This is a genomic window from Rubrobacter calidifluminis (assembly GCF_028617075.1).
In the GTDB taxonomy this organism is placed as follows: Bacteria; Actinomycetota; Rubrobacteria; order Rubrobacterales; family Rubrobacteraceae; genus Rubrobacter_E; species Rubrobacter_E calidifluminis.
Genome location: NZ_JAQKGV010000022.1, coordinates 1 through 22,909, shown reverse-complemented (window position 1 = coordinate 22,909; position 22,909 = coordinate 1). Strand labels below are relative to the sequence as shown.

Genomic DNA, 22,909 nt, shown 5'->3' with positions numbered 1-22,909 from the left:
TCCCTCAGGCGAAGACGTGCTCCAGCGCCTCATCGGGGGCGGGCTCGGGGCTTTCTTTGGCGAACCGGATCGCCGCCTCGACCTCCTCTTCGGCCTCGGCCCGGATCCTCTGGGCCTCCTCCTCGTCGAGCACGCCCTCTTCGATGAGCGTCCTCCGGTAGGTCGGGATCGGGTCGCGCCCCGGCACGTCTTCGAGCTCACTCTGGCGGTAGCCCTGCGCGTCGCCCTCGAAGTGGCCCCAGAGCCGCAGGGTGTGCACCTCTACCAGCGACGGTCCCTCGCCCCGGCGCGCCCTCTGTACGGCGCGTCCGCACGCCTCGTAGACGCCTTCCACCGAGTTGTCCTCGACCCGCTCGCCGGGGATGCCGTAGGCCCGGCCCCGGTCGGTGGCCGAGAAGTTGCTAGTCGAGGCCGAGCGGGGCACCGAGATCCCCCAGTCGTTGTCTTCAACGACGAAGATCACCGGGAGCTTCCACAGCGCGGCGAGGTTGAGCGACTCGTGGAAGCCGCCCTGGTTTACGGCCCCCTCCCCGACGACGGCGGCCGCCACCTGATCTGTACCGCGCTTCTTGAACGCGAGCGCCTGCCCGCAGGCTGTCGGCATGCCCTCCGCGATTATCCCCGAGCATCCGAAGTGGACCTCCGGGGCGAAGAGGTGCATGTGACCGCCCTTGCCGTGGCACAGGCCGCTCTCGCGCCCGAAGATCTCAGCGGTCATCCGCTTCATGTCCACCCCGTGGGCGAGCGCGATGTGGTGCGGGCGGTGAGGCCCCGTGAGGGCGTCGTCGGGCCCGAGATGGGCGCACAGCCCGGCGGCCACCGGCTCCTGGCCCGCCGAGAGATGCATCTCGCCCGGTACCGGGCCGGCCCCGATGTCGAAGACGGGCTGCTTGCCCACGTAGTACTCCCGTCTTATCGCCTCCTCGAAGGCCCGGATGCGTACCATCGTCCTGTACAGCGAGAGGCGTGTACTCGCGTCCATCACTCCTCCTTTCCTCTGATGTGCATATTGTTTCATAAACGGCCGGCTCCGGGAAGGGAGCGGTGGATAGCTTCTCCTCCGGGCGGGTACAAAGCGGCTGTCGGTGGAGAACGAGTAGAGGAGGGATTCCGGATGGAGATAGGCTACACGCTGATGTGCGAGCAGCGTTCGCCGCGCGAGCTCGTGCAGGATGCGGTTCTCGCCGAGCGGGCGGGCTTCGATTTCGCGGTGATGAGCGATCACTTCCATCCCTGGCTCGAGGCGCAGGGTCACTCCGGCTACGCCTGGGCGGTGCTGGGGGCCGTGGCGCAGGTGACGGAGCGCATCCCACTCATGACCTACGTCACCTGTCCCACCATCCGTTACCACCCGGCGATCGTGGCGCAGAAAGCCGCCACGGTCTCGCTGCTCTCGGGCGGGCGGTTCTCGCTCGGGCTCGGGGCCGGGGAGAACCTGAACGAGCACGTCGTCGGGCGGGGCTGGCCGCAGGTGGACGTCCGGCACGAGATGCTCGCCGAGGCCGTAGAGATAATCCGGGAGCTCTTCACCGGGCGCTACGTGACCCACCGCGGGATGTACTTCGACGTCGAGGGGGCCAGGCTCTTCGATGCGCCGGAAGGGGAGGTGCCGATCGGGATCGCGGCAAGCGGGCCGCGCTCCTGCGAGCTGGCCGGAAACCTGGCGGATTTCCTCATCGCCATCGAGCCGCGGCGGGAGCTCGTCGAGATGTTCGAGGCGGGGGGCGGCGAGGGGAAGCCCGGTGTCGCGCAGCTTCCGGTGTGCTGGGGCGAAGACGAAGAAGAATGCCGCAGGCTGGCCCACGAGCAGTTCGCCTGGGCTCTCGGCGGCTGGAAGATACAGTCCGAGCTTCCGAACACGACCAACTTCGAGGCCTTCGCCGCAAGCGTCCGGGAGGAGGACGTTGCTCAGATGATCCCCTGCGGGCCGGACCCGCAGGGGATCGTCGAGGGCGTGAGGGAATTCGCCGGGGCCGGCTTCAGAAGGGTGGCGCTCATCCAGATAGGCGAGCAACAGAAAGAGTTCTGCTCCTTCTACGAGCGCGAGCTGGCGGGGGCGCTGAAGGAGCTCTAGGAGCCGGTGTCCGCGGGCTCTACGCCTCCGCGGCGGCGAGACCGGGAGGCGTAGGACTCGACCGCCCGCTCCAGGTCCGCGGCGGTGAGCTCCGGCCACGGGCGGCCGGCGGCGTAGAACTCGGCATAGGCCATCTCCCAGAGCAGGAGGTCCGAGAAGCGCGGGCGGTCTCCGGCGTAGACGATCAGGTCCAGATCGCAGGCGGCGGGAGCGGCGAGACGTCCGGAGATGGCGGCCTCGTCGATCTTCTCGGGTGGGACGCCCTCCGCGGCGAGGGACTTTACCGCCGCGACGATCTCCGCCCGGCCCCCGTGGTGTCCCGGGGTCATGCACACCTCCAGGCCGCGGGCGCGGGCCGTCAGGCTCTCCGCCCGCGCGGCTTCGCGCCGCAGCTCTTCCGGGAGCTCCTCCGGGAGGCCGCAGAACCGCAGGCGTACCCCGAGCCGGAGCGCCTCCCCCGCACCGACTTCGGAGATGACGCCGCCCTCGCCGCCGGGCGGCGGACAGATCATGAGCGTCCTCATCCCGAGTTCTCCGGCGGCTTCCAGCAGGGGGACGAGGGGTGGGGCCTCCCGCGGGCCGCTGCGTTCGGCCACCAGCGCCACGCGGGCCGGCGAGGCCTTGGGTCTCCTGCGCTTGCTTCGTGTGGGCTTTCTCCGGATCAGCTTCAAGAAGGGCTCACTCCTTTTCGCGCTCTTCCGCCAAGCCCCTTGATACCAGCATGATCGTACGTCTACCTTAAGTTTTCTTGAGAATCGGGTAACAGATCGGTAACCTCCGGTGGAGATCCCGGCTTTGCTAGAATCGGCTCCTGGCTACGAGTAAGGAGGGAGCTCTCTGCCACCGGCCAGATTCTTCTACAGAAACCCCGGCGCTCCGCGCCCCAACCGCCCGATAATGGTTGGGGTGATGGCGCTCATCGAGCGCGAGGAGCGTCTGCTCCTGGAGCGGCGTAGCGACTGCGGACGGTGGGGGATGGTGGGCGGGGCGGTTGAGGTCGACGAGCCGCTCGGGGAGGCGCTCCGGCGCGAGGTGCGCGAGGAGACCGGGCTCTCGGTGAGCTCTTCGGAACTCTTCTGCGTCTTCTCCGATCCGTCGAAGATCGTCGCCTACCCCGACGGGAACGTCGTGCGGGTGATCTCGTTCGCCTACCGGGTCTCGGTGGAGGACTTCTCGGGTCTCCGGCGCAGCCCGGAGTCGCTCGATCTCGCGTTCTTCAGCCGGGAGGAGATCGAGGAGCTCGACGTCATAGAGACCGGAAGACCGGTGCTCGCGGCGTACTTCTCCGGGGCCCGGGGGCCGGTGGTGCTGGAGTAGTCTGCCGGTGGTAAACTCCGCCACCGTGTCGGATGGCTCAGAGTGAGAAGGGGGCTTCCTTGAACTGGCTCATCACCGGGGGTTGCGGTTTCATAGGCTCCGCGCTCGTGGGGGCGCTCGTCTCGGAGGGGGGACACTCGATCAGGGTCCTCGACGACCTCTCGGTGGGAAGCCAGGAGGATCTCGCCGGGGTGTGCGGGTTCTCGGAGACCCCGGCAGAAGAGGTCGGGGAGATGGCGGGGGAGGGGGTGGAGCTCGTCGTCGGGGACATCCTCGACGACGAGCTCGCGCTGCGGGCGGCGCGGGGCGCTGAGGTGGTGGTGCATCTGGCGGCGAACACCGGCGTCGCCCCTTCGGTCGAGAACCCGCGCAAGGACTGCCTCACCAACGTCGTGGGGACGCTCAACTACCTGGAGGCCGCCCGTCACGCGGGGGCGGGGAGGTTCGTCTTCGCCTCGAGCGGGGCTGCGGTCGGGGAGGTCGAGCCCCCGATACACGAGAACCTCGCCCCGCACCCGGCGAGCCCCTACGGGGCGAGCAAGCTCGCCGGTGAGGGCTACTGCTCGGCCTACTTCCTCGCCTACGGGCTCGAGACCGTGGCGCTGCGCTTCGGCAACGTCTACGGCCCGGGCTCGGGGCACAAGGTCCTGAACGCGGTCCCGCGCTTCATCAGCCGGGCGATGCGGGGCGAGCCGCTCGAGATCTACGGCGACGGCACCCAGACCCGGGACTTCATCTACATAGAAGATCTCGTGCGCGCGGTACGGCTCGCGGCCGAGAGGCCGGGCGTGGGTGGTGAGATCTTCCAGATCGCGACCAGCTCGGAGACGACGGTGCTGGAGCTCGTCGAGAAGCTCATTCCGGTGCTCTCCGACTTCGGGATAGAGGACGTGGAGATCCGACACGCCGCGCCCAGACCGGGCGACGTGAAGCGCAACTACTCGGACACCTCTAAGGCCCGCCGGATGCTCGGCTGGCAGGCCGAGGTGAGCCTGGAGGAGGGCCTGAGGCGCACGGCGGAGTGGTTTATTCGCGGGAGCCGCTGAGCAGGTAGAAGGCGACCTGGAAGAGCGAGACGGCGACCATCCCGGCGAGCAGCGCGAGGGCGACCCGGCTCATCACCCCGGCGCCCGAGAGCGCGAGAGACGCGCCCGCCACGGGCAGCCCGAGCACCCAGGCGAGCGCGGCGAGCCTGGCCAGCCCGCGGGCGAAGAGCGCCTGGTTCAACATGTCGCAGACCAGGTAGAAGGCGGCCAGGGCGGCCAGCATGACCAGCAGCCCTCTGCTGGCGTGGAAGTCCGAACCGGCGAAGAGCCGCACCGCCCACTGCCCGAGCGGCCAGGTCCCGGCGACCATGAGCAGCCCGACGAGCGCCACGAGGCCGAGCGCCCTCCCGACGAAGCGCTCGAAGGCAGCGCGGCCCTCGGAGGCGAGGATACGGCTCGCGTGCGGCAGCAGGCTCTCGACGGCCGGGCTCAGCACGTACTGTGGGATGCGGGTCAGGATCAGGGCCGCGGCGAAGACGCTGACCTGCGGGAGGGTGCCGCCGAGCAGGCTCACCAGGATCACGCCGCCGTTGGCGAAGGCCTGCGCGACGGCCATGCAGACGAGCACGGGCGCGGCGAAGCGAGCCGCCCGCCCAGCGGAGAAGGGTTCGCCCTCCTTCTGCGGCGGGTCGGCCGGGGTGGGTCTCACGGCGAGCACCCCGATGATCGGGGCGAGTACGATCGCGACCGCCGCCCCGAAGACGCCCAGCCCCGCGGCGAGCAGCACCACAGCTATGACGAGCCTGCCGGTCTGCTCGGAGACGAGCTGGGCCCCGAGGCGGGAGAACTGGCGGTGGCCGTTGAAGATGCCGCGCCGGAAGTACTCCGGCGCGTAGGCGACCACGGCTGCTATGAAGGTCCAGCTCAGCCAGGCGTGCCCCTGGAAGACTTCCCTGGTGAGGATCGGGCTCGCGGCGGCCGCCAGGATTACGAAGCCGGCGGCGAGTCCCGCCTGCCAGCGGCGCACCGAGGCGACCACGGGACGCCAGTCCTCGCCCCGGGCGGCCCGCTCGGAGACGTAGCGCCCGAGGGTCTGGGTGCCGGCGATCCAGAGCACCTGCACCGTGAGGAAGGTCGCGGACCAGAGCAGCGCGAGCGGCCCGTAGCCGCTCCTGCCGAGGGTGTGAGCCGCGAAGCTCTGAAAGGCGTAGGTCAGGACGCCGGAGATGCCCAGGGAGACGATCATGTAGGCGCTGCCCGCGCCCACACCCTGCTGACGGGCCTTGAGCATGCTCCGTAGGGAGGAGAACATCACGAAGATGAGGGTAGCACGCCGGGGGACGGACGGCGTGCTACCGCAGCCAGGTCTGTATGATCACCCGGAAGACGCCGAGCGGGTAGCGCAGCTTCGGGGGCTTCTTGCTCACGCCCTCGGCCCGCTTGAGCATCGTCACCGGCACCTCCTTGAAGCGCAGCCCCTTCTTGAGCGCCTCGAGGATGAGCTCGGTGGCGTTGAAGCGATCCTCCCTGAGGTCGAGCTTCGGGAGCATCGAGCCCCTTATCGCGCGGAAGCCGTTCGTCGAGTCGGTTATCTTCTTGCCGGTCAGGAGCGAGATCATCTTCGAGAAAAACACGACGCCGATGTGCCGGACGCTCCCGGCCTCCTCGTAGAAGCCCATGAAGCGCGAGCCGAGGACGAAGTCCGCCTCGTCCTCGATTATCGGGACGATCAGACGCTCCATCTCCTCCGGCAGATACTGGCCGTCGGCGTCGAGGTTTATGACCATGTCGGCCCGCTCGAGCCCGGCGATGGCGAACCCGGTCCTCAGCGCGTCGCCCTGCCCGCGGTTGACCACGTGCGAGACGACCGGGTAGCCGAGGTTGCGGGCGATCTGTTCGGTGGCGTCGGATGAGCCGTCGTCGACGACGACGGTCCTGACCTCGTAACCCATGAGCTCTTCTGGCACCCGCGAGAGGACCTGGGCGATGCCCCCGGCCTCGTTGTAGGCGGGGACGACGATGAGGATCCTGCCGCGTGCCCCCTCGGGCAGCGGCTGCGGCGGGTCGTAGCGCTCCTTGTACTGCCTCACGGCGAGCGCGGTCACGACCTGGCCGTTCCTGCGGCTCACGTCCTGCACCTTGCCGATCAGGTAGACCACGAGCGCGAAAAGTACCAGCACCGCGGCGACCAGAATGGCGAAGCCCCGGTTCTGGAGCTGGAAGACGTAAAGCAGTACGTCGCCGACCTTCGGGAAGACCGAGAAGACAGCGACCCCCGCGGCCACGATGAGGGCGAGCAGCAGGTCGAACCGGCGCCATCTGCCGCGCTTGTAGGCCAGGATGCTCGCCGCCGCGATAATCGCGGCGACGAGTATCCCGGCGAACCTGATGTGGTCGAACGCCATCATACCGCCGAAGTTGCCTTCCTCTCCTTACGCTGGCCCTCCCGCCAGGAGACCTTGGGGTCTATGGCGTCGGGCTCGACCCGGTCCTTGTAGCGCATCGCTATGTTCAAAAGGGAGTCGAGCAGGCTCTCCTTGAGGTAGTGCGGCTCCAGCCCGAGGTCCAGAAGCTTGGTGTGCTTGGCGTTGTAGTAGTGCTCCTCGGCCTCGACCCGGGGGTTCGGGAGGTTCTCGATCTTCGCCTCTATCCCCAGCTTGGAGGCGGCCTCCTTGACCATCTTCGCCAAATCGAGGATGCTGAACTCCTCGGTGAACTGGTTGAACACCCGGAACTCCCCGGGCTCGGCCGGATGCTCTATGGCGAGCTCTATGCACCTGACCGTGTCGCGGATGTCGAGGAAGCCCCTCGTCTGTCCGCCCTTGCCGTAGACCGTCATCGGATGGCCTATCGCCGCCTGGATGCAGAAGCGGTTCAGAGCCGTGCCGTAGATCTCGTCGTAGTCGAAGCGGTTTATCAGCCGCTCGTCACGCTCGGTCTGCTCGGTGACCGTCCCGTAGACGACCCCCTGGTTGAGGTCGGTGGCCCTCGTCTCCCAGATCTTGCACGCGAAGGCTATGTTGTGCGAGTCGTGCACCTTGCTGAGGTGGTACCAGCTGCCGGGCTGCTTGGGGTAGGGTAGAACATCCTTTCTACCGTTGTGCTCTATCTCTATGTAGCCCTCTTCTATGTCTATGTTGGGCGTGCCGTACTCGCCCATGGTCCCCAGCTTGACCAGATGACACTCCGGCGCATGCTCCCTTATCGCGAAGAGCAGGTTCAGCGTGCCTATCACGTTGTTGTGCTGGGTGTAGACCGCGTGCGCCCGGTCGATCATCGAGTAGGGCGCCGCCCGCTGCTCGGCGAAGTGGACCACCGCGTCGGGACGGTAGTTCTTTATTATCCCGGAGACGAACTCCCAGTCCAGAAGATCCCCGACCTCGACGACTATCTCCTGGCCACTCACCTCCTTCCAGGCCCTGACCCTCTGCTTGAGGGTGGCTATCGGGGTGAGGCTCTGCACGCCGAGCTCATGGTCTATCTGCCGGCGCACGAAGTTGTCTACGATTATCACCTCGTGTCCACAATCGGAGAGGTGTAGCGAAGTGGGCCAGCCACAGTAGCCGTCCCCGCCCAGAACCATCACTCTCATCTTCTCGTTTCGCCCCCTTCTACATCTCTTTTCCTTGAACGTTGTGAGGCCAGTCGCAGATTGTATCCGCTACAACCGCACAATGAAAGGTCAAGAAAGTTCCACGAGAAGTCAATAAGTTAAATCTTTTTAAAATAGTTCCGGATGAACAGCCTCTCGTAGTGGCGCCGTCCGGAGCTCCTGATATGCTAACGCCATGCATCTCTCTCTCGAGAACGGAGGCTGCGCGGGGTGATCCTCGATCTCGTTCGTGTGGTGCCGATCGCCCTGGTGCTCGTGCTGGTTCCGGGCTGGTTCTGGGCACGGTGGCTGGCTGACGGCGGTGACCTGGCAGGGAGGGTGATCCACGCCGTCGCCTTCTCGATGGTGCTGGTCCCGGCTGCGGCCCTGATCGAGGTGCGCCTGACCGACGGAGGGCTGACGCTGCCGCTGGCGGTGACTGCTCCTGCGGTGGTCTTTCTCGTGGGAGTTGGATTCTTCTTGACGTTCGGAGCGGCGGGGAAGCCTGAGAAGAGGCCGGTGGCTGGAGTACCCGTTCCGCTCGCCGCCCCTTCTCTGGTCCCGCTCGCGCTGGCGGCGGCGCTGGTGCTGGCCGGGGATTTCCTCTACCAGGGGCTCTTCTGGACCGCGGGCTCGTGCTGGGGCTGGCCATCCCCGGCCTGCACGGCTGGCGGCGAGGCACAGCTGTTCATGATCCCGGTGGCAGCGCTCGTGGTGCTCGCCGGGGTCGTGCAGGTGTGGAGCTCCCGCCGGCTCTCCTGGGCCGGATCGGGGGGGGAGGATGCGGGAGAGCGAAGCGTGGACTCTGGCGGCCGGACGAAAACAGTGCTGCTCGGGCTGGTCCTGCTCGCGGTGCTCGTGCGCGGCTACTCGGGCCCAGTGCTGCACGACTGGCCGTTCATCCGCGGGGTGGACAACTACTCGCACGCGGTGATGGCCAACCTGATGCTCTCCACGGGCAACGACTCCTCCTACCTTATCTACCCGCCGGGATTCCATCTGCTGACCGCGGAGATCTCGCGCCTGAGCGGAGTCGAGCCGCTCGACACCTTCCCCGTCATGGCCCCGCTGATGATGCTCGGTCCCACGCTCGCCCTCTACGCGCTCGGGCGCAGGATGTGGGGGTGGGAGGCAGGGGTCGCAGCGGCGTTCTTCGGTGGTTTCCTCGCCGGGGGCATCTACTACTACTTCGACGACGCGATGTACCCGAACCTCACCGCCGCCCAGATCCTGCTGGTCATGACCGTCTGCGCCCTGGTCTCGCTCTACTCCAGTCCCGGCTGGCGCAGCGGGCTCGCGTTCGCCATCCTGGGTTCCGGGGTCGTCCTCTACCATCAGGTGACGACCCTCTATCTGGTCGTGCTGCTCGCGCCCGTAGCGGTCTTCGCCCTGGTCTACCTCCTCCTCACCCGCCAGAGGAAGGATGCCGCGACGCTCTTCTTCAGCCTCGTTCTACTGGCGGTTCTCTCGGTGGCCTACGCCTGGGACACCTACCACATCCCCCGCCTCGTCGCCCATCTCCTTGAGGGAGCTTCCGGGACCGGCAAGACGGCAAGCGCGGTCGAGATGGCCATAGGCACCCAGCTTCCCTACGGCTATGCTGTGATGATAGCCACCACCATCTCCCAGCCGATAGCCTGGCTCGGGCTCCTGGGCGTGGTCTTGAGCACGGGTTTCCTGTTCGTCGCCCGCAGACGCGAGGGTGCGGCGGTGCTCTCGAAGGTGACGCTGCTCGTATGGTTCCTGGTGATGCTGGCGGGTAGCAGTACTTCGCTCTCCGGATTCCCCCAGCGCTTCGGGCGCGACATAAGCGTCCCACTTGCGCTGTTCGCCGCCTTTTCTCTGGTCATGTTGCTGCGTTCCCTGCTGTGGTTGCGGGGGCCGCTCTCCGTCTACGCCGCCGCGGCCGCGGTGCTGCTCGTCGGCGGGCTCGTCGGGCTGCGTGCGGTACAAAGCATCGAGCAGGCCGCAGGCCCCAGCCCTGAGGTCACCATGACCCCGCAGATAGCGGCGGCCGGCGAGTGGCTCAAGGAGCACAACACCGGCGGCAACATCATGGTCAGCCCGCAGTCGAACCAGGTCCCGAGCAGGATGATGCTCGCGATGGGACACTACAGCGCTCTGCAGTCGTTTACCGCCGGGCAGGTCGCCCACCCGCGGGATCTCCCCCCCCATCCCCCACAGCGCTACTGGGACGTGCTGTGGGTCATGGGGCATCCTCAGGGCCAGAAGACCCAGGAGATACTGAAGAGATACGACGTGCGCTACATCGTCCTCTACAAGTGGGAGCCCGACCGGCCGGTGATTCCCTACTGGACGCTCTTCAAGCGGTACCCGAACCTCTACCGCACGGTCTTCGAAAACCAGGACGTCCTGATCGTCGCGCCGCGCCACTTCTCGCATACGGGATAGGATGAGCCACAAGGCGGCAGCCAGGCGTCCTTTCGCCTTCGTCCTCGGCGTCTACGCCGCAAGCCGCCTCCTCTATTTCGCCGCCGGGGCGATCATGGCCCACGCTCTCCCCATAAGCTCCTTCCAGAGGCGGACCTCGGACGTCCCCTACGGCCGACTGAACACGTGGTCGCACTGGGACGGCGAGCACTACATCCACCTCGCCGCCTCCGGCTACCTGAACCCACCCTACGACGAGTCGCCGGCCTTCTTCCCCCTCTACCCGCTGCTGGTGCGCGCCCTCGACTCCCTCTCCGGCGGTCCCGTCTCCCTCCCCGCCCTCGGGGTGTGGGGCGTTATCGTCTCTCTCGCCGCGCTGCCGTTCGCGCTCTACTTCGTCTACCGCCTGGCGGAGGACCTCGGAGGCCCGCGGACGGCGCGGGCCTCCGTGCTCGTGCTCGCGTTCTTCCCGACGGCTTTCTTCCTGAACGCCGTCTACACCGAGAGCCTCTTCCTCGCCCTCTCGGCGGGCTCGCTGTGGGCCGTGAGGGTGCGGAAGAACCTCCTGCTCGCCTGCGTCCTGGCCGGTCTCGCCTGCGCCACCCGCAACGTGGGCGTCTTCCTCCTCGTGCCTCTGGCCCTGGAGTGGCTGCGCCGCCGCCGTGAGTACGGCCTGCGGGGTGCCGCCTGCCTCGCTCTCGCCCCCTCCGGACTTCTCCTTTACGCCGCCTACCTCTGGTGGCGCTTCGGCAACCTGCTCCTCTTCTACACAGGACAGAGGCGTTGGGGAAGGGAACCCACCGGACCTCTCCACGCCCTCGTAACGGCGTTCGAGCAGGCCGGCTGGGGGCTCGCACAACTCTCCGGGATGCGCCCCGGCTCCGGCTCCGGGAGCCTCATGGATCACCTGGCCTCGACCAACGCAACGTACAGCCTGCTCTTCCTGCTGCTCGCCCTGGCGCTCCTCGCGGCCGGGGTGCGGATCCTCCCGCCGGGGATGAGCGCCTACGCCTTCCTGCTCGTCGCCGTCCCCGCGCTCTTCGGCACCCCGCAGAGCCCACTCATGGGCATGCCGCGCTTCGTCCTCGTGGCCTTCCCGATCTTCATCACGCTCGGTGCCCTCGTCGGGAAAAGAAAGACCACATTGTGCCTCTGGCTCACCGTGAGCATTGCCTTCTCGCTCTTCCTGTGCGCCCTGTTCGTCAGCTGGCGCTTCGTCGCCTGAACGCTCTACCCGAAGAGAGAACATACTTATAAAGCGATGGATAAAAAGCGATTTCCGGATGTGGAATAGAACGCACTTTTGCACACCGATCTTTTTCACTGCCAGCGCCTTCTGAGTACAAATGTTGATATTGACCACAAATACGCTGAGAGTTAACATAAACCAGCTTAGTTGTTATGAGCTATGAATGAAGTGGGTGAGAGGTGGAGTGGGGCGAGAGGTGTCTGGCAGGGGGACACGGGATCTGCGGCGGCACAACCGGAGCCTGGTTCTCAGGGTTATCCGGAACCACGGTCCGATCTCACGTTCTGGGATCGTGGAGGCGAGCGGGTTGAGCATGGCTGCCGTGGTGGAGATCTGTGAGGAGCTCATGGAGCGGGGGCTCGTGCGGGAGGCGGGGGTTGGGGTATCCACTGGCGGGAGGCCGCCGATGTTGCTGGAGCTCGTGCCGCGGGCGTACAGCGCGGTGGGGCTCGAGGTGGGGCCCCGCTGGCTCATGGCCGTGGTCACCGACCTCAACGCCAGAGTCCTCGTACGTTCTGCGACGCCTTCGTGTATGGAGCGGGGGCCAGAGGAGCTCTGGGCGAGGGTGCGGTCCGTGCTGGAGGGGGTGCTTGCCGAGGCGGGTAAGCTCGAGAGTGGGGACGTCGTCGGTATCGGGCTTGCTCTCCCGGCACCGGTTTTCTCGGGGGATAGGGGCTTCAGCCCGCCGAGCTATCCCGGATGGGGACGTTTCGAGCTGGTGGAAAAGGTAGAGCAGGAGTATGGGCTGCCGGTGGTAGCCGACAACGACGCCAACGCCTCGGCACTCGGGGAGCATCTGTTCGGGGCGGGGCGGGGGTTTCGTCAGATGCTCTACGTCATCGCCCACCGGGGAGTCGGGGGTGCGGTGGTCATAGACGGGGCTCTCTACCGGGGGGCGAGTGGAGGGGCAGGTGAGATCGGACACACGCTCGTGGACGTCGAGGGGCCCAGGTGCGGGTGCGGGCGGTACGGATGTCTGGAGGCCCTCGTAGGTCATGCTGCCATAGTCCGGCGTGCCGTCCGGGTACTCAGGCTGGCGGGGGAGCGGGAGCTGGCGGGCCGGGAGCTCGAGCGGCTGACCGTCGATGATGTGATAGACGCCGCCCGTGCGGGCGACGGTCTGGCACGGGGGGTACTCGAAGAGACCGGAAAGTATCTGGGGATAGGCATCGCCAACGCCGTCAACCTGCTCGACCCGGAGGTTGTGGTGGTGGGCGGTGTGACGGTGAGGGCTGGACCTCTCGTCCTGGACCCCGCGCGCAGGGTCTTCGAACGCCGGGCGCTCTCCGAGATGGCGCGCAGGGTGCGTATCGTCGAGGGGAGACTCGGGGAGGATGCCGGGGCCATAGGCGCCGCCTCGCTGGTGCTCAGCCGGCTGTTCTGCGGGTGGGCCGTGCGTGGAGGTGGCGGGGAGATGGCTGGGAGACGCAGCGCATGATCGTTGACAGGGCTCGGGTGGAGGAGGAATATTCTGGCATAATCCACGATCTCTTCAGGAAGGCGATTCGGGATCATGGATCGAGGGAAGGAGGAGAAGAGCAGATGAGCGGAAATCCAGAAGAGATGGGGATCTCGCGGCGTAAGTTCCTCGGTGGCGGTGCGGCCGCTGCGACTGCGCTGCTTCTGGCCGGGTGCCGCGGTGGGGGGCAGGGAGGCGCGACCGGTGGTGGAGGCGGCGGAGGTGGTGTCGGCAACTTCCCCACTACCCCGCAGTACAACTTCGTCTTCGTGAACCACGTGACCACCAACCCCTTCTTCACCGCCACTCAGTATGGCATCCAGGACGCCTGCGCGATCCTGAACTGCAAGTATCAGTGGACCGGCTCGGAGAATTCGGTGGTCTCCGAGATGGTCAACGCGATGAACACCGCCATAGACGGCAACGCTGACGGGATCGCCGTCTCAATCGTCGATCCAAAGGCGTTCAACGAGCCCATCCTCCGGGCTTACCAGAAGGGCATCCCCGTCGTCGCCTACAACGCCAACGGTGCTCCGGGCAAGCCCAACCCGGCGCTCGCGTACATCGGGCAGGATCTCTACGAGTCCGGGGTGGAGATGGGCAAGAGGATCGCCAAGCTCGTCAAGAAGGGCAAGGTCGCGCTCTTCATCGCCACGCCGGGTCAGCTCAACATCCAGCCGAGGATAGACGGGGCGAAGGCCGGTATAAAGCAGTCCGGCGCGCCGATACAGGTTTCGGAGGTCGCCACCGGCGCGCAGGTCAACGATGAGCTCAACAGGATCGACGCCTACTACCAGGGGCACAAGGACGTAAACGGCATGTTCGCCGTCGACGCCGGCTCGACCCAGAGCGTCGGGCAGGTCATGAAGAAGTACGGGCTGCACAAGAAGGGGGTAAAGGGTGGGGGGTACGACCTCCTGCCCAAGACGCTGCAGTACATTGATGAAGGGATCCTCGACTTCACGATAGACCAGCAGCCCTACGAGCAGGGATTCTGGCCGGTGATGCAGCTCTATCTGTGGAGGATCTCGGGTGGTCTGATGAGCCCCTCCTCGACCAGCACGGGTCTGAAGTTCGTCACCAAAGAGAACGTCAAGCCCTACCTGACCACCAAGTCCCGCTACGAGGGGAGCTCCAAGAAGGAGAAGCTCATCAAGCCGCCCTCGAAGATCACCCCACCCACCGCTTGAGGCAAAGACAAAGAGGTGAGGACCAATGACGGATAACGCGGCCAGCAGGCGAGAAAGCGCGGGAGGAGGCGGCCTGCTGCAGGGAGCCCGCAGGCTGCTCATGCAACGCGAGATCGGCATCTTCGTCATCGCGGTGGTGCTGTTCTTCTACTTCCAGTTCACCAACCAGGGCTTCTGGAGCCAGAGCAACCTGACCACCCTCTCGCAGACGGTGGCCCCGTACGTGATCATGGCGACGGGGCTGGTGATGGTGATGATCCTGGGTGAGATAGACCTTTCGGTCGGCTCCACGTTCGGGTTCGCCCCGATAATAATGTGGCTCGCCTACGCGGATCTGCGCCTGATCCTCCCGATCTCCGTCGCCATAGGGCTCCTGGCCTGCGCGGCGGTCGGGCTCGTCAACGGGGTGGTGCACGTCTACTTCAGGGTGCCCTCGTTCGTGGTCACGCTGGGCACCTTCTTCCTGCTCGGCGGGCTGAACGTTATCCTCCTCAACGGCTTCCCGAAGAACGCGCCGGGCGGGACCGTTCAGCAGTGGCTCGGAAGCTACCCCTACTCGGAGATAGTCTGGGCGTTCATCATCTTCGTCATGATGCACCTTTTGCTCAAGAACACCCGCTGGGGGATGCACACCTTCGCCACCGGGGGCAACCTCATCGGGGCGAGGGAGGCCGGTATTCGGGTGAACAGGATAAGGATCGTCAACTTCATGATCTGCGCGGTCCTTGCCGGCTTCGCGGGGATCCTGGAGGCGATGCGGGTAGGATCGATAGACCCGCTGGCCGGCGGAGCGAACACCATGTTCCTCGCGATCTCGGCCGGGGTCATCGGTGGTACCGCGCTCACCGGCGGGGTCGGGACGATGATCGGGGCTTTCCTGGGCTCCGTGGTCCTGGCCGAGCTCCGGCAGGGGTTCACCCTCCTCGGGGTCAACGCCAACACCTTCGACGTGATCCTGGGTGTGGCGATCCTGATCCTGATGATCTTCAACATCTACCTCGGAACCGTGCGTGAGCGCGGCGGCTTCCGTTGGTTCAGCCGGCCCGAGAAGAAAGGATCGACATGAGCGAGAACGGTGCAACTGGCGAAGACATCCTGAGGGCCGAGGGCATCGTCAAGCGGTTCGGCTCGGTGGTCGCGCTGCGCGGGATCACGATGCACCTCAAGAAGGGTGAGGTGCTCGGCATCGTCGGGGACAACGGGGCGGGCAAATCCACCCTGATGAAGATCCTCACCGGCTTCCACAAACCGGATGCGGGCAAGATCTTCCTCGAGGGCCAGGAGATCGAGCTCAAAAGCGTCTCTCACGCCCAGTCGCTCGGCATCCAGGTGGTCTACCAGGATCTCGCGCTCGCCAACGACATGACCGTCTACGAGAACATGTTCCTGAACCGCGAGATCACCCACCGGCCCTTCCGCTTCTTGAACAAGCGGGAGATGAAGCGGAAGACCCGCCAGTACCTGGACGACATCGGGGTGAACATCCCCTCGATAGACGAGCCGGTCGCCCGCCTCTCGGGCGGCCAGCGCCAGGCGATCGCCGTCGCCCGGGCCGTCTACTCGGCGAACCCGAAGATCCTGCTTTTGGACGAGCCGCTGGCCGCGATGGGCGCGAAGGAGGCGACGATGATCATGGACCTCATCCAGCGCCTCCGGCGCGACGGGGAGGTCTCGATCATCATGATCGACCACAACTACGCGCACATCTTCGGGATCTGCGACCGGATCAACCTGATCCAGCACGGCGAGATCACCTACGACAAGCCCACCGCCGAGACCTCGATGGAGGAGCTGACCGAGCTGGTGGTGGAGGAGTACCGCAGGGCGCGCGCCTCCTAAGGGGAGGCGCGCCCCGCTTCTTCCCGGGCGAACCTCTCGAGCCGGAAGAGGCTTATGTCGTGGCGGGTCGTGCCGCTCTCGGCGAGGTCCGCCAAGATCTCACCCACCACGCTCGCAAACTTGAAGCCGTGCCCCGAGCACGGCGAGGCCACCACAACCTGAGGGTACTCGGGATGCAGGTCGATGATGAAGTGGTTGTCCGGCGTGTTGGTGAACATGCAGGTCGCAAGGCTCATCGTCGGCCCGCACCCCTCCGGGAAGTACCTCTCCGCAAAGCTCCTCAGGAGCTCCTCGTCTTCGCGGCGCGCCTCGCGGTCCAGGGTGTCGGGGTCGACCGTCTCCTGCAGGTGGTGGTACTTCCCGAACTTGAAGCCCGGCACCCCGAAGACCGGAAAGCCGTAGAAGCGCCCCTCTTCCACCAGCACGTTGAACACCGGAAAGTTCTGCGGGCGGAAGTACTCGGGGCGGGTGGGCTGCAGCCAGGCCAGAACCTGCCGCTCGGGGACGGCGAGCCCGTCGAGTACATCCAGTAGCTCTGCATCCCACGTCCCGGCGGTGATGACGAGCTTCTCCGCCTCGTAGCTGCCGCGCTCGGTGCGCACCCTGACGCCGTCCTGCAGCGGCTGCCACTCCAGAACCTTCTCGTGGGCGTGCACCTCTGCTCCACGGGCCTGGGCGGCCATCACGTGCGAGACGATGCACCGCTCGGGGGCCAGAAATCCCCCCTCGGGCTGCAAGAGGGCCAGATGGTCCCTGGGCAGGCGGTAGCCGGGGTAGCGCCTGTTGAGCTCTGCGCCGGTGAGCACCTCGTGCGGCAGATCGTGCAGCCGGCACGACTCCCACGAACCCCTGAACACCCACGAGTCCTCCGGCCCCGCGTCCACGGAACCGGTGATGTACAGGAGCTGCTCGCCGAGCACGTCCTGTATCTCGCGCCAGAGTTCGTAGGCGCGCCTGAGGAGCACCACGTAGGATGGGTCCTCGTAGTAGGCGAGGCGGATGATGCGGGTGTGCCCGTGGTAGGAGCCCATCGCATGCGGGATGCCGAATCGCTCCAGGGCGAGGACTTTTCTGCCCCTCCTGGCCAGGTGGTAGGAGGTGGCGCTGCCCATGGCCCCCACCCCGGCGACGATCACGTCGTAGCTGCCGGTGTAGGAGAAACCGCTCGTCATCCGGGCCCGAACCTTACGACGCCGTGAGATCCTGCTTCGGGATCTCCTTCTGCGGGTCTATGAACGGCCGCCGGACCACCGTGGCCCGCTCCCGGCCGCGCGGGGTCTCGACGGTGAGGGCGGTGCCCAGCCCGGCGTACTCTATCGGGACCATCGCGTAGCCGATGTTCTTCTGCAGGCGCGGGGAATGGCAGGCCGAGGTGACCTCGCCGATGCGCCTCTCGCCGTCGTAGACGGGGAAGAAGTCTATCATCGAGCCGTCGTTGTAGGAGCCGAGCGGCTCTCCTGAGATCTCGACCCCGACCAGCTTGCGCCGCACGCCCTCCTCCCTGATCCTCTTCAGGGCCTCCTTGCCGATGAAGTCGGCCTCCTGCTCGAGGTCGACCATCCACTCGTAGCCGTAGTCCACCTCGTAGGGGTTCGTCGAGAGGTCCATGTCGCAGCCGTAGGCGAGGATGCCGCCTTCGATGCGGCGGATGTGGCAGGGCCCGGTGACCTTCAGGCCGTGTGGCTCGCCCGCCTCCAGGATCGCGTCCCACAGCTTCTCGCCGTCGCGGCTGGCGTTCTTCAGGTAGATCTCAAACCCAAGCTCCGAGGTGTAGCCGGTGCGCGAGACGACGACCTCCATCCCGTCGAGCTCCTCGTGCGAGAGGTAGTAGTAGGGGATCTCGAGGATCTTCTCCCCGAAGAGCTCGACCATCACCTCGCGGGACTTCGGCCCCTGCACCTGCACAGGACCCACGTCCGGCTCCTTTATCTCGACGTCGAAGCGGGAGTTGTAGGCGAGCGCCCGGCACCACAGCAGGACGTCGCTGTCGGCCAGGGAGAGCCAGAAGTGATTCTCCCCGAGCCGCAGCAACACCGGGTCGTTGACGATGCCCCCGTCCTCGGCGGTGAGGAAGACGTACTTGCACTGCCCGACGGCGCACTTGCCCAGATCTCGCGGGACGAGCATGTTGGTGAACTCGAAGGCGTCGGGGCCGGTGATCTCGACCTGCCGCTCGGCCCCGCCGACGTCCCACAGCGTCACCCCGTTCAGAAGCTCCCAGTACTCCTGCACCGGATCTCCGTAGTGGCGAGGGTGGTAGTGGTGGTTGTAGGTGCTGTACATCACGGGCCCATGCCGGCGCGAAGCATAGAAGTAGGGGCTCTTCTTTATCCTGGTGTACAGAAGTATCTGCGGGGCCTGTGCCGTATGGCTCTCCTGAGGCGTCTGCACCCGGGTCATCTTCTCCTCCGAAAGGTTCTCTCTTACGAAAGCTCTTCGATGTGCGGCGCTCTTTTTTCTGCGGCCTCACCCCCTCCCCGAGAAGTGCTCGCTCAGATACTTCTCCCCCTCGTCGCAGAAGAGGGTGACGATGGTCTTGAGTTCGGGGCGCTCCTCCTTCAGCCTGCGCGCGACCGCGAGGTGTGCTCCGCTCGAGGGCCCGACGAACATCCCCCACCGGCGGGCGATCTCACGCATCGCCGAGACGGCCTCCTCGCTGCCGACCGGCCGGACCTCGTCCACCATCCCGCCGTGGCGCTGGTAGATGCCGGGGATGAACCCGTCGGAGATGCCCTCGATGAGGTGCCGCCCGGTCTCGCCGCAGAGGATCGTGCACGACTCGTCGGGCTCCACGGCCACGAGCAGCGCCCTCGGGTTGACCTCCCGGAAGGCCTGCCCCACCCCGATGAGCGTGCCCCCGGTCCCGACGCCCATGACCAGGGCATCGGGGACGACCCCGTCCGGCAGCTGTTCGAGGATCTCACGCCCGAGCCACTCGCGGTTCTCCTCGACGTTGTACTCGTTGTCGAACTGCGAGGGGCAGTAATAGCCCTCCTTCTGCCCGAGCTCCTTCGCTTTTGCGAGCGCCTCGTTGACGTGGAAGTGCCCCACCTCCATCACCCTGGCGCCGAAGGCCCGGCTGATCGCGACCCTCTCTTTGCTCATCCCTTCGGGCATGACGACGACCATCCGGTACCCCTTGGCCGCGGCGACCATCGAGAGGGCGTTGCCGGTGTTGCCGCTCGAGGCCTCGACGATGGTGTCCCCCGGCTTCAGCAACCCCTCCTGCTCCGCCTTCTCGACCATGTACCTGGCAATGCGCGCCTTGATCGAACCGGAGGGGTTGAGGTACTCCAGCTTGGCCCAGATGCCCTCCTCCACCGGCACGAGCGGGGTGTCGCCGATCGCGTCGAGCACGGTGGGGGTTTTGCTCTGGACCGGGCTCTGCTCCTGCCTCATCTTCTCCTCCTCGCCGCTAGCTCCGCAGCCGCTTCATCGCGGGGTCGAAGAGCGGTTCTTCGGCGACCTCAGCCCCGAGCCGCTCCACGAAGTATTCTATCTGTACCCGGGTTGCGGGCCGGGCGAGCCCCGGTGGGAGCCAGGCGTAGGCTATCCCGCGCCCGATCGAGTAACCGTAGGCGGCGCTGGTGACGTACCCGACGGCGGAACCTTCGTGGTAGACGGGCTCCGCACCCATGACCACCCTCTCCGGGTCGTCGAGGACCAGGCAGGAGAGCCTCCGGCGCGGCCCCTCCTCCCTGCGCCGCAGCAGCGCCTCGCGGCCGATGAAGTCTCCCTTGCCGGGCCTGACGGCGAAGGAGAGCCCGGCCTCGTAGGGGTCGTGCTCACAGGTCATGTCCCTGCCCCACATCCTGTAGCCCTTCTCGAGCCGGAGGGACTCGAACGCGCCCCTGCCGGCGGCGATGATCCCGTAAGGCTTGCCGGCCTCCCAGAGGAGGTCCCAGAGCCTCAGGCCCATATCGGCCGTGGTATACAGCTCGTAGCCGAGCTCGCCGACATACGAGAGGCGCAGCGCGAGGACGGGTACCTCCCGCAGGCAGGTTCGCCGGGCGTGGTAGAAGGGGAAGGCCTCGTTCGAGAGGTCGTCTTCGGAGAGCGACTGGACGACCTCGCGCGCCTCCGGACCCCACACGCCGACGCAGCAGGTCCCGCCGGTGATGTCGCGCACGCTGACGGAGCCTCCTTTGGGCAGGTGTCTACCCATCCACTCGACGTCGCGGGGGCCGTTGAGCCCGAGCTGGAAGCGCTCCTCGCCGAGCCGGGCCACGGTGATGTCGCTGCGGATGCCGCCCCGGTTGTCGAGCATGAGGGTGTAGGTGATCCTGCCGGGTGGTTTGTCAAGGTCGTTCGTCGTGAGGCGCTGCAGGAACTCCAGCGCGCCCGGTCCCGTCACCTCGACCCGCTTCAGCGGGCTCATGTCGTAGAGCGCGACTCGCTCGCGGGTGACCTGATGTTCCGCTCCGACCACCGGCGACCAGTAGCGGGCGGACCACGGATCGCGCTCCGGGATCTCCCGCCCCTTAAGAAGCTCCCTGTTGGACTCGAACCACTGCGGGCGCTCCCACCCGTGGGCCTCGAGGAAGTACGCCCCGAGCTCTTTCTGCCGCGGGTAGAAGGGGCTGGTGCGCAGCGGGCGCGGCTCCTCCATCGGCTGCAGGGGGTGGATGATGTCGTAGACCTCGCGGAAGGACTGGCAGCTGCGGGCGAGGACGTAGGAGGGGGAGAGCTCGTGCGCCTCGAAGCGGGAGAGCTCGCAACCGCTCACGTCCATCTCCGGATCGCTCCCGGTGATCCAGGCGGCCATCACCTCCGCGATTCCCAGGGCGTGGGTGATCCAGATGGCTTCGGCGACCCAGAATCCCCTGACCTCCTGCGCCTCCCCGAGGAGCGGCATTCCGTCCGGCGTGAACGAGAAGAGGCCGTTGATCCCCTCCTCTATCCGGGCGCCTTCGAGCGCGGGGAGCATCCTCCGCGCCTCCCGCCATGAGGGTTCGAAGTCCTCCGGGGTGAACGGCATGACCGAAGGCATCCCGCCGGAGGGCCTGCTGCGCGGGATCTCGTCGGGGGAGACGGGCATCGGCCGGTGGCGGTAGGTGCCGATCCCGTAGCGCTCGTGCCGCTGACGGAAGTACATCGAGAAGTCCTGGTGCCTCAGGATCGGATGCTGGGCCTCTTCGCTCTCGCCCGTGAGCTCTTCTACGGGTGTGGTCCAGACGAGCTGGTGCTGCATCGGGACGAGCGGGACCGTGACCCCGACCATCCGCCCGAGCCGTGGCCCCCACATCCCGGCGCAGCTCGCCACGAGCGGGGTCTCGATCCTCCCGCGGTCGGTCTCGACGGCTGCGACCCGGCCGCCCCTCACCTCGATACCGGTGACCTCCGTCTCGCCGCAAAACTCAGCCCCACGCCCCTCTGCCAGCCTCCTGAGCGCCTCGCACGCCCGCACCGCTCTGGCGAGCCCGTCGGTCGGAACGTAGAACCCGCCGTGGATCCTGCTCCCGTCCAGGAGCGGCACCTTCTCGACGCACTCGGAGGGGGAGAGAAGGTGCGACTCCACACCCCAGGAGGTGGCGAGACCGTGCTTGCGCTTTAGATCCTCCCACCGCTCGGGCGTGGCCGCGACCTCCATCCCCCCCACCTGCAGACAGCACGGCTCCCCGTCGAGCTCGAGCGCCCGGTAGCGGGCCACGCTGCGCTTCGCAAGCTCAGTCATCGTCTTCGAGGGGTTGGTCTGGAACATCAACCCCGGCGCGTGCGACGTCGACCCCCCGGCCCGCGGCAGCGGCCCCTGATCCAGGACCACCACCTCCCGCCAGCCCAGCCTCGTCAGCGCCTCGGCGATGCCGCATCCCACGATGCCGGCACCGACGATCACGGCTTCAGCCCGACTCCTCATCTCTCCGCCTCCGGTCCCCTCCGGGACGTTTGTTGCTCATAGAGCAACCGATCCTCCATACAAAACCGTAACATGTGTTGTAAGGGAAGGTCAAGGGGTGGGGGGCTGGCGGTACACATGTTTTTCGGTGACGATGATGTCTACCGGGATGTCGTGTTCGTCGAGGGGTATTCTGGGGACGAGCTGGGCCTCGAAGGCGGCGGCGACGAGTGGGGGGTGGTGGGTGAGTTCTTCTGAGATGAGCCGGTCGTAGAAGCCGCCACCGTAGCCGAGGCGGCCGCCGCCGGGGTCGAAGGCGACGCCGGGGACGAGCACGAAGTCTACCAGGGAGGGAGAAGCTTCCGGGCAGAGGTCCGGGTCTGGTTCACGGATGCCCCACGTTCCTGGTACGAGCTCTTTCTCCGGGTTGCGCACGCGATGGAGGCTGAGGCGTCTGGAGGCGCGGTCTACCCTTGGCAGGAGCAGGGTTTTGCCTTCTTCGAGCGCTTTCTGCAGCAGCGGAGAGGTGTCCGGTTCGCTGCCGAAGCTGCTGTAGGCGAGGACCGTCCTCGCGCGGCGGTAGGGATCGAGGGACGCTATCTGGCGCATGATGCCGGCGCTGAGCTCGAGACGCCCGGCTGATGGCATCTCGTCCCGACGCCGCAGGATGCGCGCCCTCAGAGTTTCTTTGTCCGTCACCCGAGCCTCGCAGCGCCGGACACCTTATCAGGGTTGGTCGTCCTGCCCCATGCGGGCGCACCTTTCTCGCTTTGCACGGTCAGATAGCATATTCCATCCAGCGTGCCTTGACCGAGGGGCGCGTATGCTACTAAACTTGCTATGCAACGGTTTCGTAATGCAAAACCGGGCATGGGGATTGGAGAGATCGATGAGAAGAGATCTGAGCCGTCGAGAGTTTGTGAAGGTGGGTGGAGCGGGTGTTGCGGGCCTGGCGCTGGTGGGGATGGGGGGGTGT

Annotated in this window: 19 protein-coding genes; 9 read left to right on the top strand and 10 right to left on the bottom strand. The window is 66.4% G+C overall.

Annotated elements, in window-relative coordinates; all coding sequences use genetic code 11:
* Positions 1 to 4: 4 nt before the first annotated feature.
* Positions 5 to 982 carry a thiamine pyrophosphate-dependent dehydrogenase E1 component subunit alpha gene (locus tag PJB24_RS14310; protein WP_273847016.1) on the bottom strand — a complete coding sequence of 326 codons (978 nt, stop codon included), beginning with the start codon at positions 980 to 982 and terminating at the stop codon, positions 5 to 7.
* A 132-nt stretch (positions 983 to 1,114) separates the two neighbouring features.
* Between PJB24_RS14310 and PJB24_RS14305 the strand changes: the two genes are divergently transcribed.
* Positions 1,115 to 2,074 carry an LLM class F420-dependent oxidoreductase gene (locus PJB24_RS14305; protein WP_273847015.1) on the top strand — a complete coding sequence of 320 codons (960 nt, stop codon included), beginning with the start codon at positions 1,115 to 1,117 and terminating at the stop codon, positions 2,072 to 2,074.
* Here the strand turns inward: PJB24_RS14305 and PJB24_RS14300 are convergent.
* On the bottom strand, positions 2,071 to 2,745 hold the full coding sequence (locus PJB24_RS14300) for an undecaprenyl diphosphate synthase family protein (RefSeq protein ID WP_273847014.1): 675 nt from the start codon (positions 2,743 to 2,745) through the stop codon (positions 2,071 to 2,073). The two genes, PJB24_RS14305 and PJB24_RS14300, sit on opposite strands and share 4 nt — an antisense overlap.
* Positions 2,746 to 2,983: 238 nt before the next feature.
* Between PJB24_RS14300 and PJB24_RS14295 the strand changes: the two genes are divergently transcribed.
* Both PJB24_RS14295 and PJB24_RS14290 read left to right on the top strand, forming a co-directional pair.
* Positions 2,984 to 3,391, top strand: coding sequence for an NUDIX domain-containing protein (locus PJB24_RS14295; protein WP_273847013.1), 408 nt, complete (start codon positions 2,984 to 2,986; stop codon positions 3,389 to 3,391).
* Between the two features lie 59 nt (positions 3,392 to 3,450).
* Positions 3,451 to 4,437, top strand: coding sequence for an NAD-dependent epimerase/dehydratase family protein (locus tag PJB24_RS14290; protein ID WP_273847012.1), 987 nt, complete (start codon positions 3,451 to 3,453; stop codon positions 4,435 to 4,437).
* Here PJB24_RS14290 and PJB24_RS14285 read toward each other — a convergent pair.
* The 3 genes from PJB24_RS14285 to PJB24_RS14275 form a co-directional block, all read right to left on the bottom strand.
* Positions 4,418 to 5,668 carry a lipopolysaccharide biosynthesis protein gene (locus PJB24_RS14285; protein ID WP_273847011.1) on the bottom strand — a complete coding sequence of 417 codons (1,251 nt, stop codon included), beginning with the start codon at positions 5,666 to 5,668 and terminating at the stop codon, positions 4,418 to 4,420. The two genes, PJB24_RS14290 and PJB24_RS14285, sit on opposite strands and share 20 nt — an antisense overlap.
* Positions 5,669 to 5,729: 61 nt before the next feature.
* A complete protein-coding gene (locus PJB24_RS14280; protein WP_273847010.1) occupies positions 5,730 to 6,785 on the bottom strand; it encodes a glycosyltransferase family 2 protein in 1,056 nt (351 codons plus the stop codon).
* Positions 6,782 to 7,969 carry a UDP-sulfoquinovose synthase gene (locus tag PJB24_RS14275; RefSeq protein WP_273847009.1) on the bottom strand — a complete coding sequence of 396 codons (1,188 nt, stop codon included), beginning with the start codon at positions 7,967 to 7,969 and terminating at the stop codon, positions 6,782 to 6,784. Before PJB24_RS14275 ends, PJB24_RS14280 begins: the two co-directional genes overlap by 4 nt.
* Before the next feature lie 231 nt (positions 7,970 to 8,200).
* On the opposite strand from PJB24_RS14275, the gene PJB24_RS14270 reads away from it, so the two are divergent.
* The 6 genes from PJB24_RS14270 (at position 8,201) to PJB24_RS14245 (ending at position 16,097) form a co-directional block, all read left to right on the top strand.
* A complete protein-coding gene (locus tag PJB24_RS14270; RefSeq protein ID WP_273847008.1) occupies positions 8,201 to 10,381 on the top strand; it encodes a glycosyltransferase family 87 protein in 2,181 nt (726 codons plus the stop codon).
* Between the two features lies 1 nt (position 10,382).
* Positions 10,383 to 11,585, top strand: coding sequence for a mannosyltransferase family protein (locus tag PJB24_RS14265; RefSeq protein WP_273847007.1), 1,203 nt, complete (start codon positions 10,383 to 10,385; stop codon positions 11,583 to 11,585).
* A gap of 337 nt (positions 11,586 to 11,922) precedes the next feature.
* Positions 11,923 to 13,047, top strand: a complete 1,125-nt coding sequence (locus tag PJB24_RS14260; RefSeq protein WP_273847050.1) for an ROK family protein — start codon at positions 11,923 to 11,925, stop codon at positions 13,045 to 13,047.
* 125 nt (positions 13,048 to 13,172) lie between these two features.
* A complete protein-coding gene (locus tag PJB24_RS14255; protein WP_420541960.1) occupies positions 13,173 to 14,258 on the top strand; it encodes a sugar ABC transporter substrate-binding protein in 1,086 nt (361 codons plus the stop codon).
* Positions 14,259 to 14,283: 25 nt separating this feature from the next.
* Positions 14,284 to 15,324, top strand: a complete 1,041-nt coding sequence (locus PJB24_RS14250) for an ABC transporter permease (protein WP_273847005.1) — start codon at positions 14,284 to 14,286, stop codon at positions 15,322 to 15,324.
* Positions 15,321 to 16,097 carry an ATP-binding cassette domain-containing protein gene (locus PJB24_RS14245; RefSeq protein WP_273847004.1) on the top strand — a complete coding sequence of 259 codons (777 nt, stop codon included), beginning with the start codon at positions 15,321 to 15,323 and terminating at the stop codon, positions 16,095 to 16,097. Before PJB24_RS14250 ends, PJB24_RS14245 begins: the two co-directional genes overlap by 4 nt.
* Here PJB24_RS14245 and solA read toward each other — a convergent pair.
* From solA to PJB24_RS14220, 5 genes are all read right to left on the bottom strand, one after another.
* Positions 16,094 to 17,269 (bottom strand): N-methyl-L-tryptophan oxidase, encoded by a 1,176-nt coding sequence (gene solA, locus PJB24_RS14240; protein ID WP_273847003.1) that lies wholly within the window; start codon positions 17,267 to 17,269, stop codon positions 16,094 to 16,096. The genes PJB24_RS14245 and solA overlap by 4 nt on opposite strands.
* Before the next feature lie 13 nt (positions 17,270 to 17,282).
* A complete protein-coding gene (locus PJB24_RS14235) occupies positions 17,283 to 18,497 on the bottom strand; it encodes a glycine cleavage T C-terminal barrel domain-containing protein (RefSeq protein ID WP_273847002.1) in 1,215 nt (404 codons plus the stop codon).
* Between the two features lie 66 nt (positions 18,498 to 18,563).
* Positions 18,564 to 19,496: a PLP-dependent cysteine synthase family protein gene (locus tag PJB24_RS14230; protein WP_273847001.1), complete on the bottom strand. Its 933-nt coding sequence runs from the start codon at positions 19,494 to 19,496 to the stop codon at positions 18,564 to 18,566.
* A 16-nt stretch (positions 19,497 to 19,512) separates the two neighbouring features.
* On the bottom strand, positions 19,513 to 21,954 hold the full coding sequence (locus PJB24_RS14225) for a GcvT family protein (protein WP_273847000.1): 2,442 nt from the start codon (positions 21,952 to 21,954) through the stop codon (positions 19,513 to 19,515).
* A gap of 90 nt (positions 21,955 to 22,044) precedes the next feature.
* On the bottom strand, positions 22,045 to 22,632 hold the full coding sequence (locus PJB24_RS14220) for a 5-formyltetrahydrofolate cyclo-ligase (protein ID WP_273846999.1): 588 nt from the start codon (positions 22,630 to 22,632) through the stop codon (positions 22,045 to 22,047).
* Between the last annotated feature and the right edge of the window lie 277 nt (positions 22,633 to 22,909).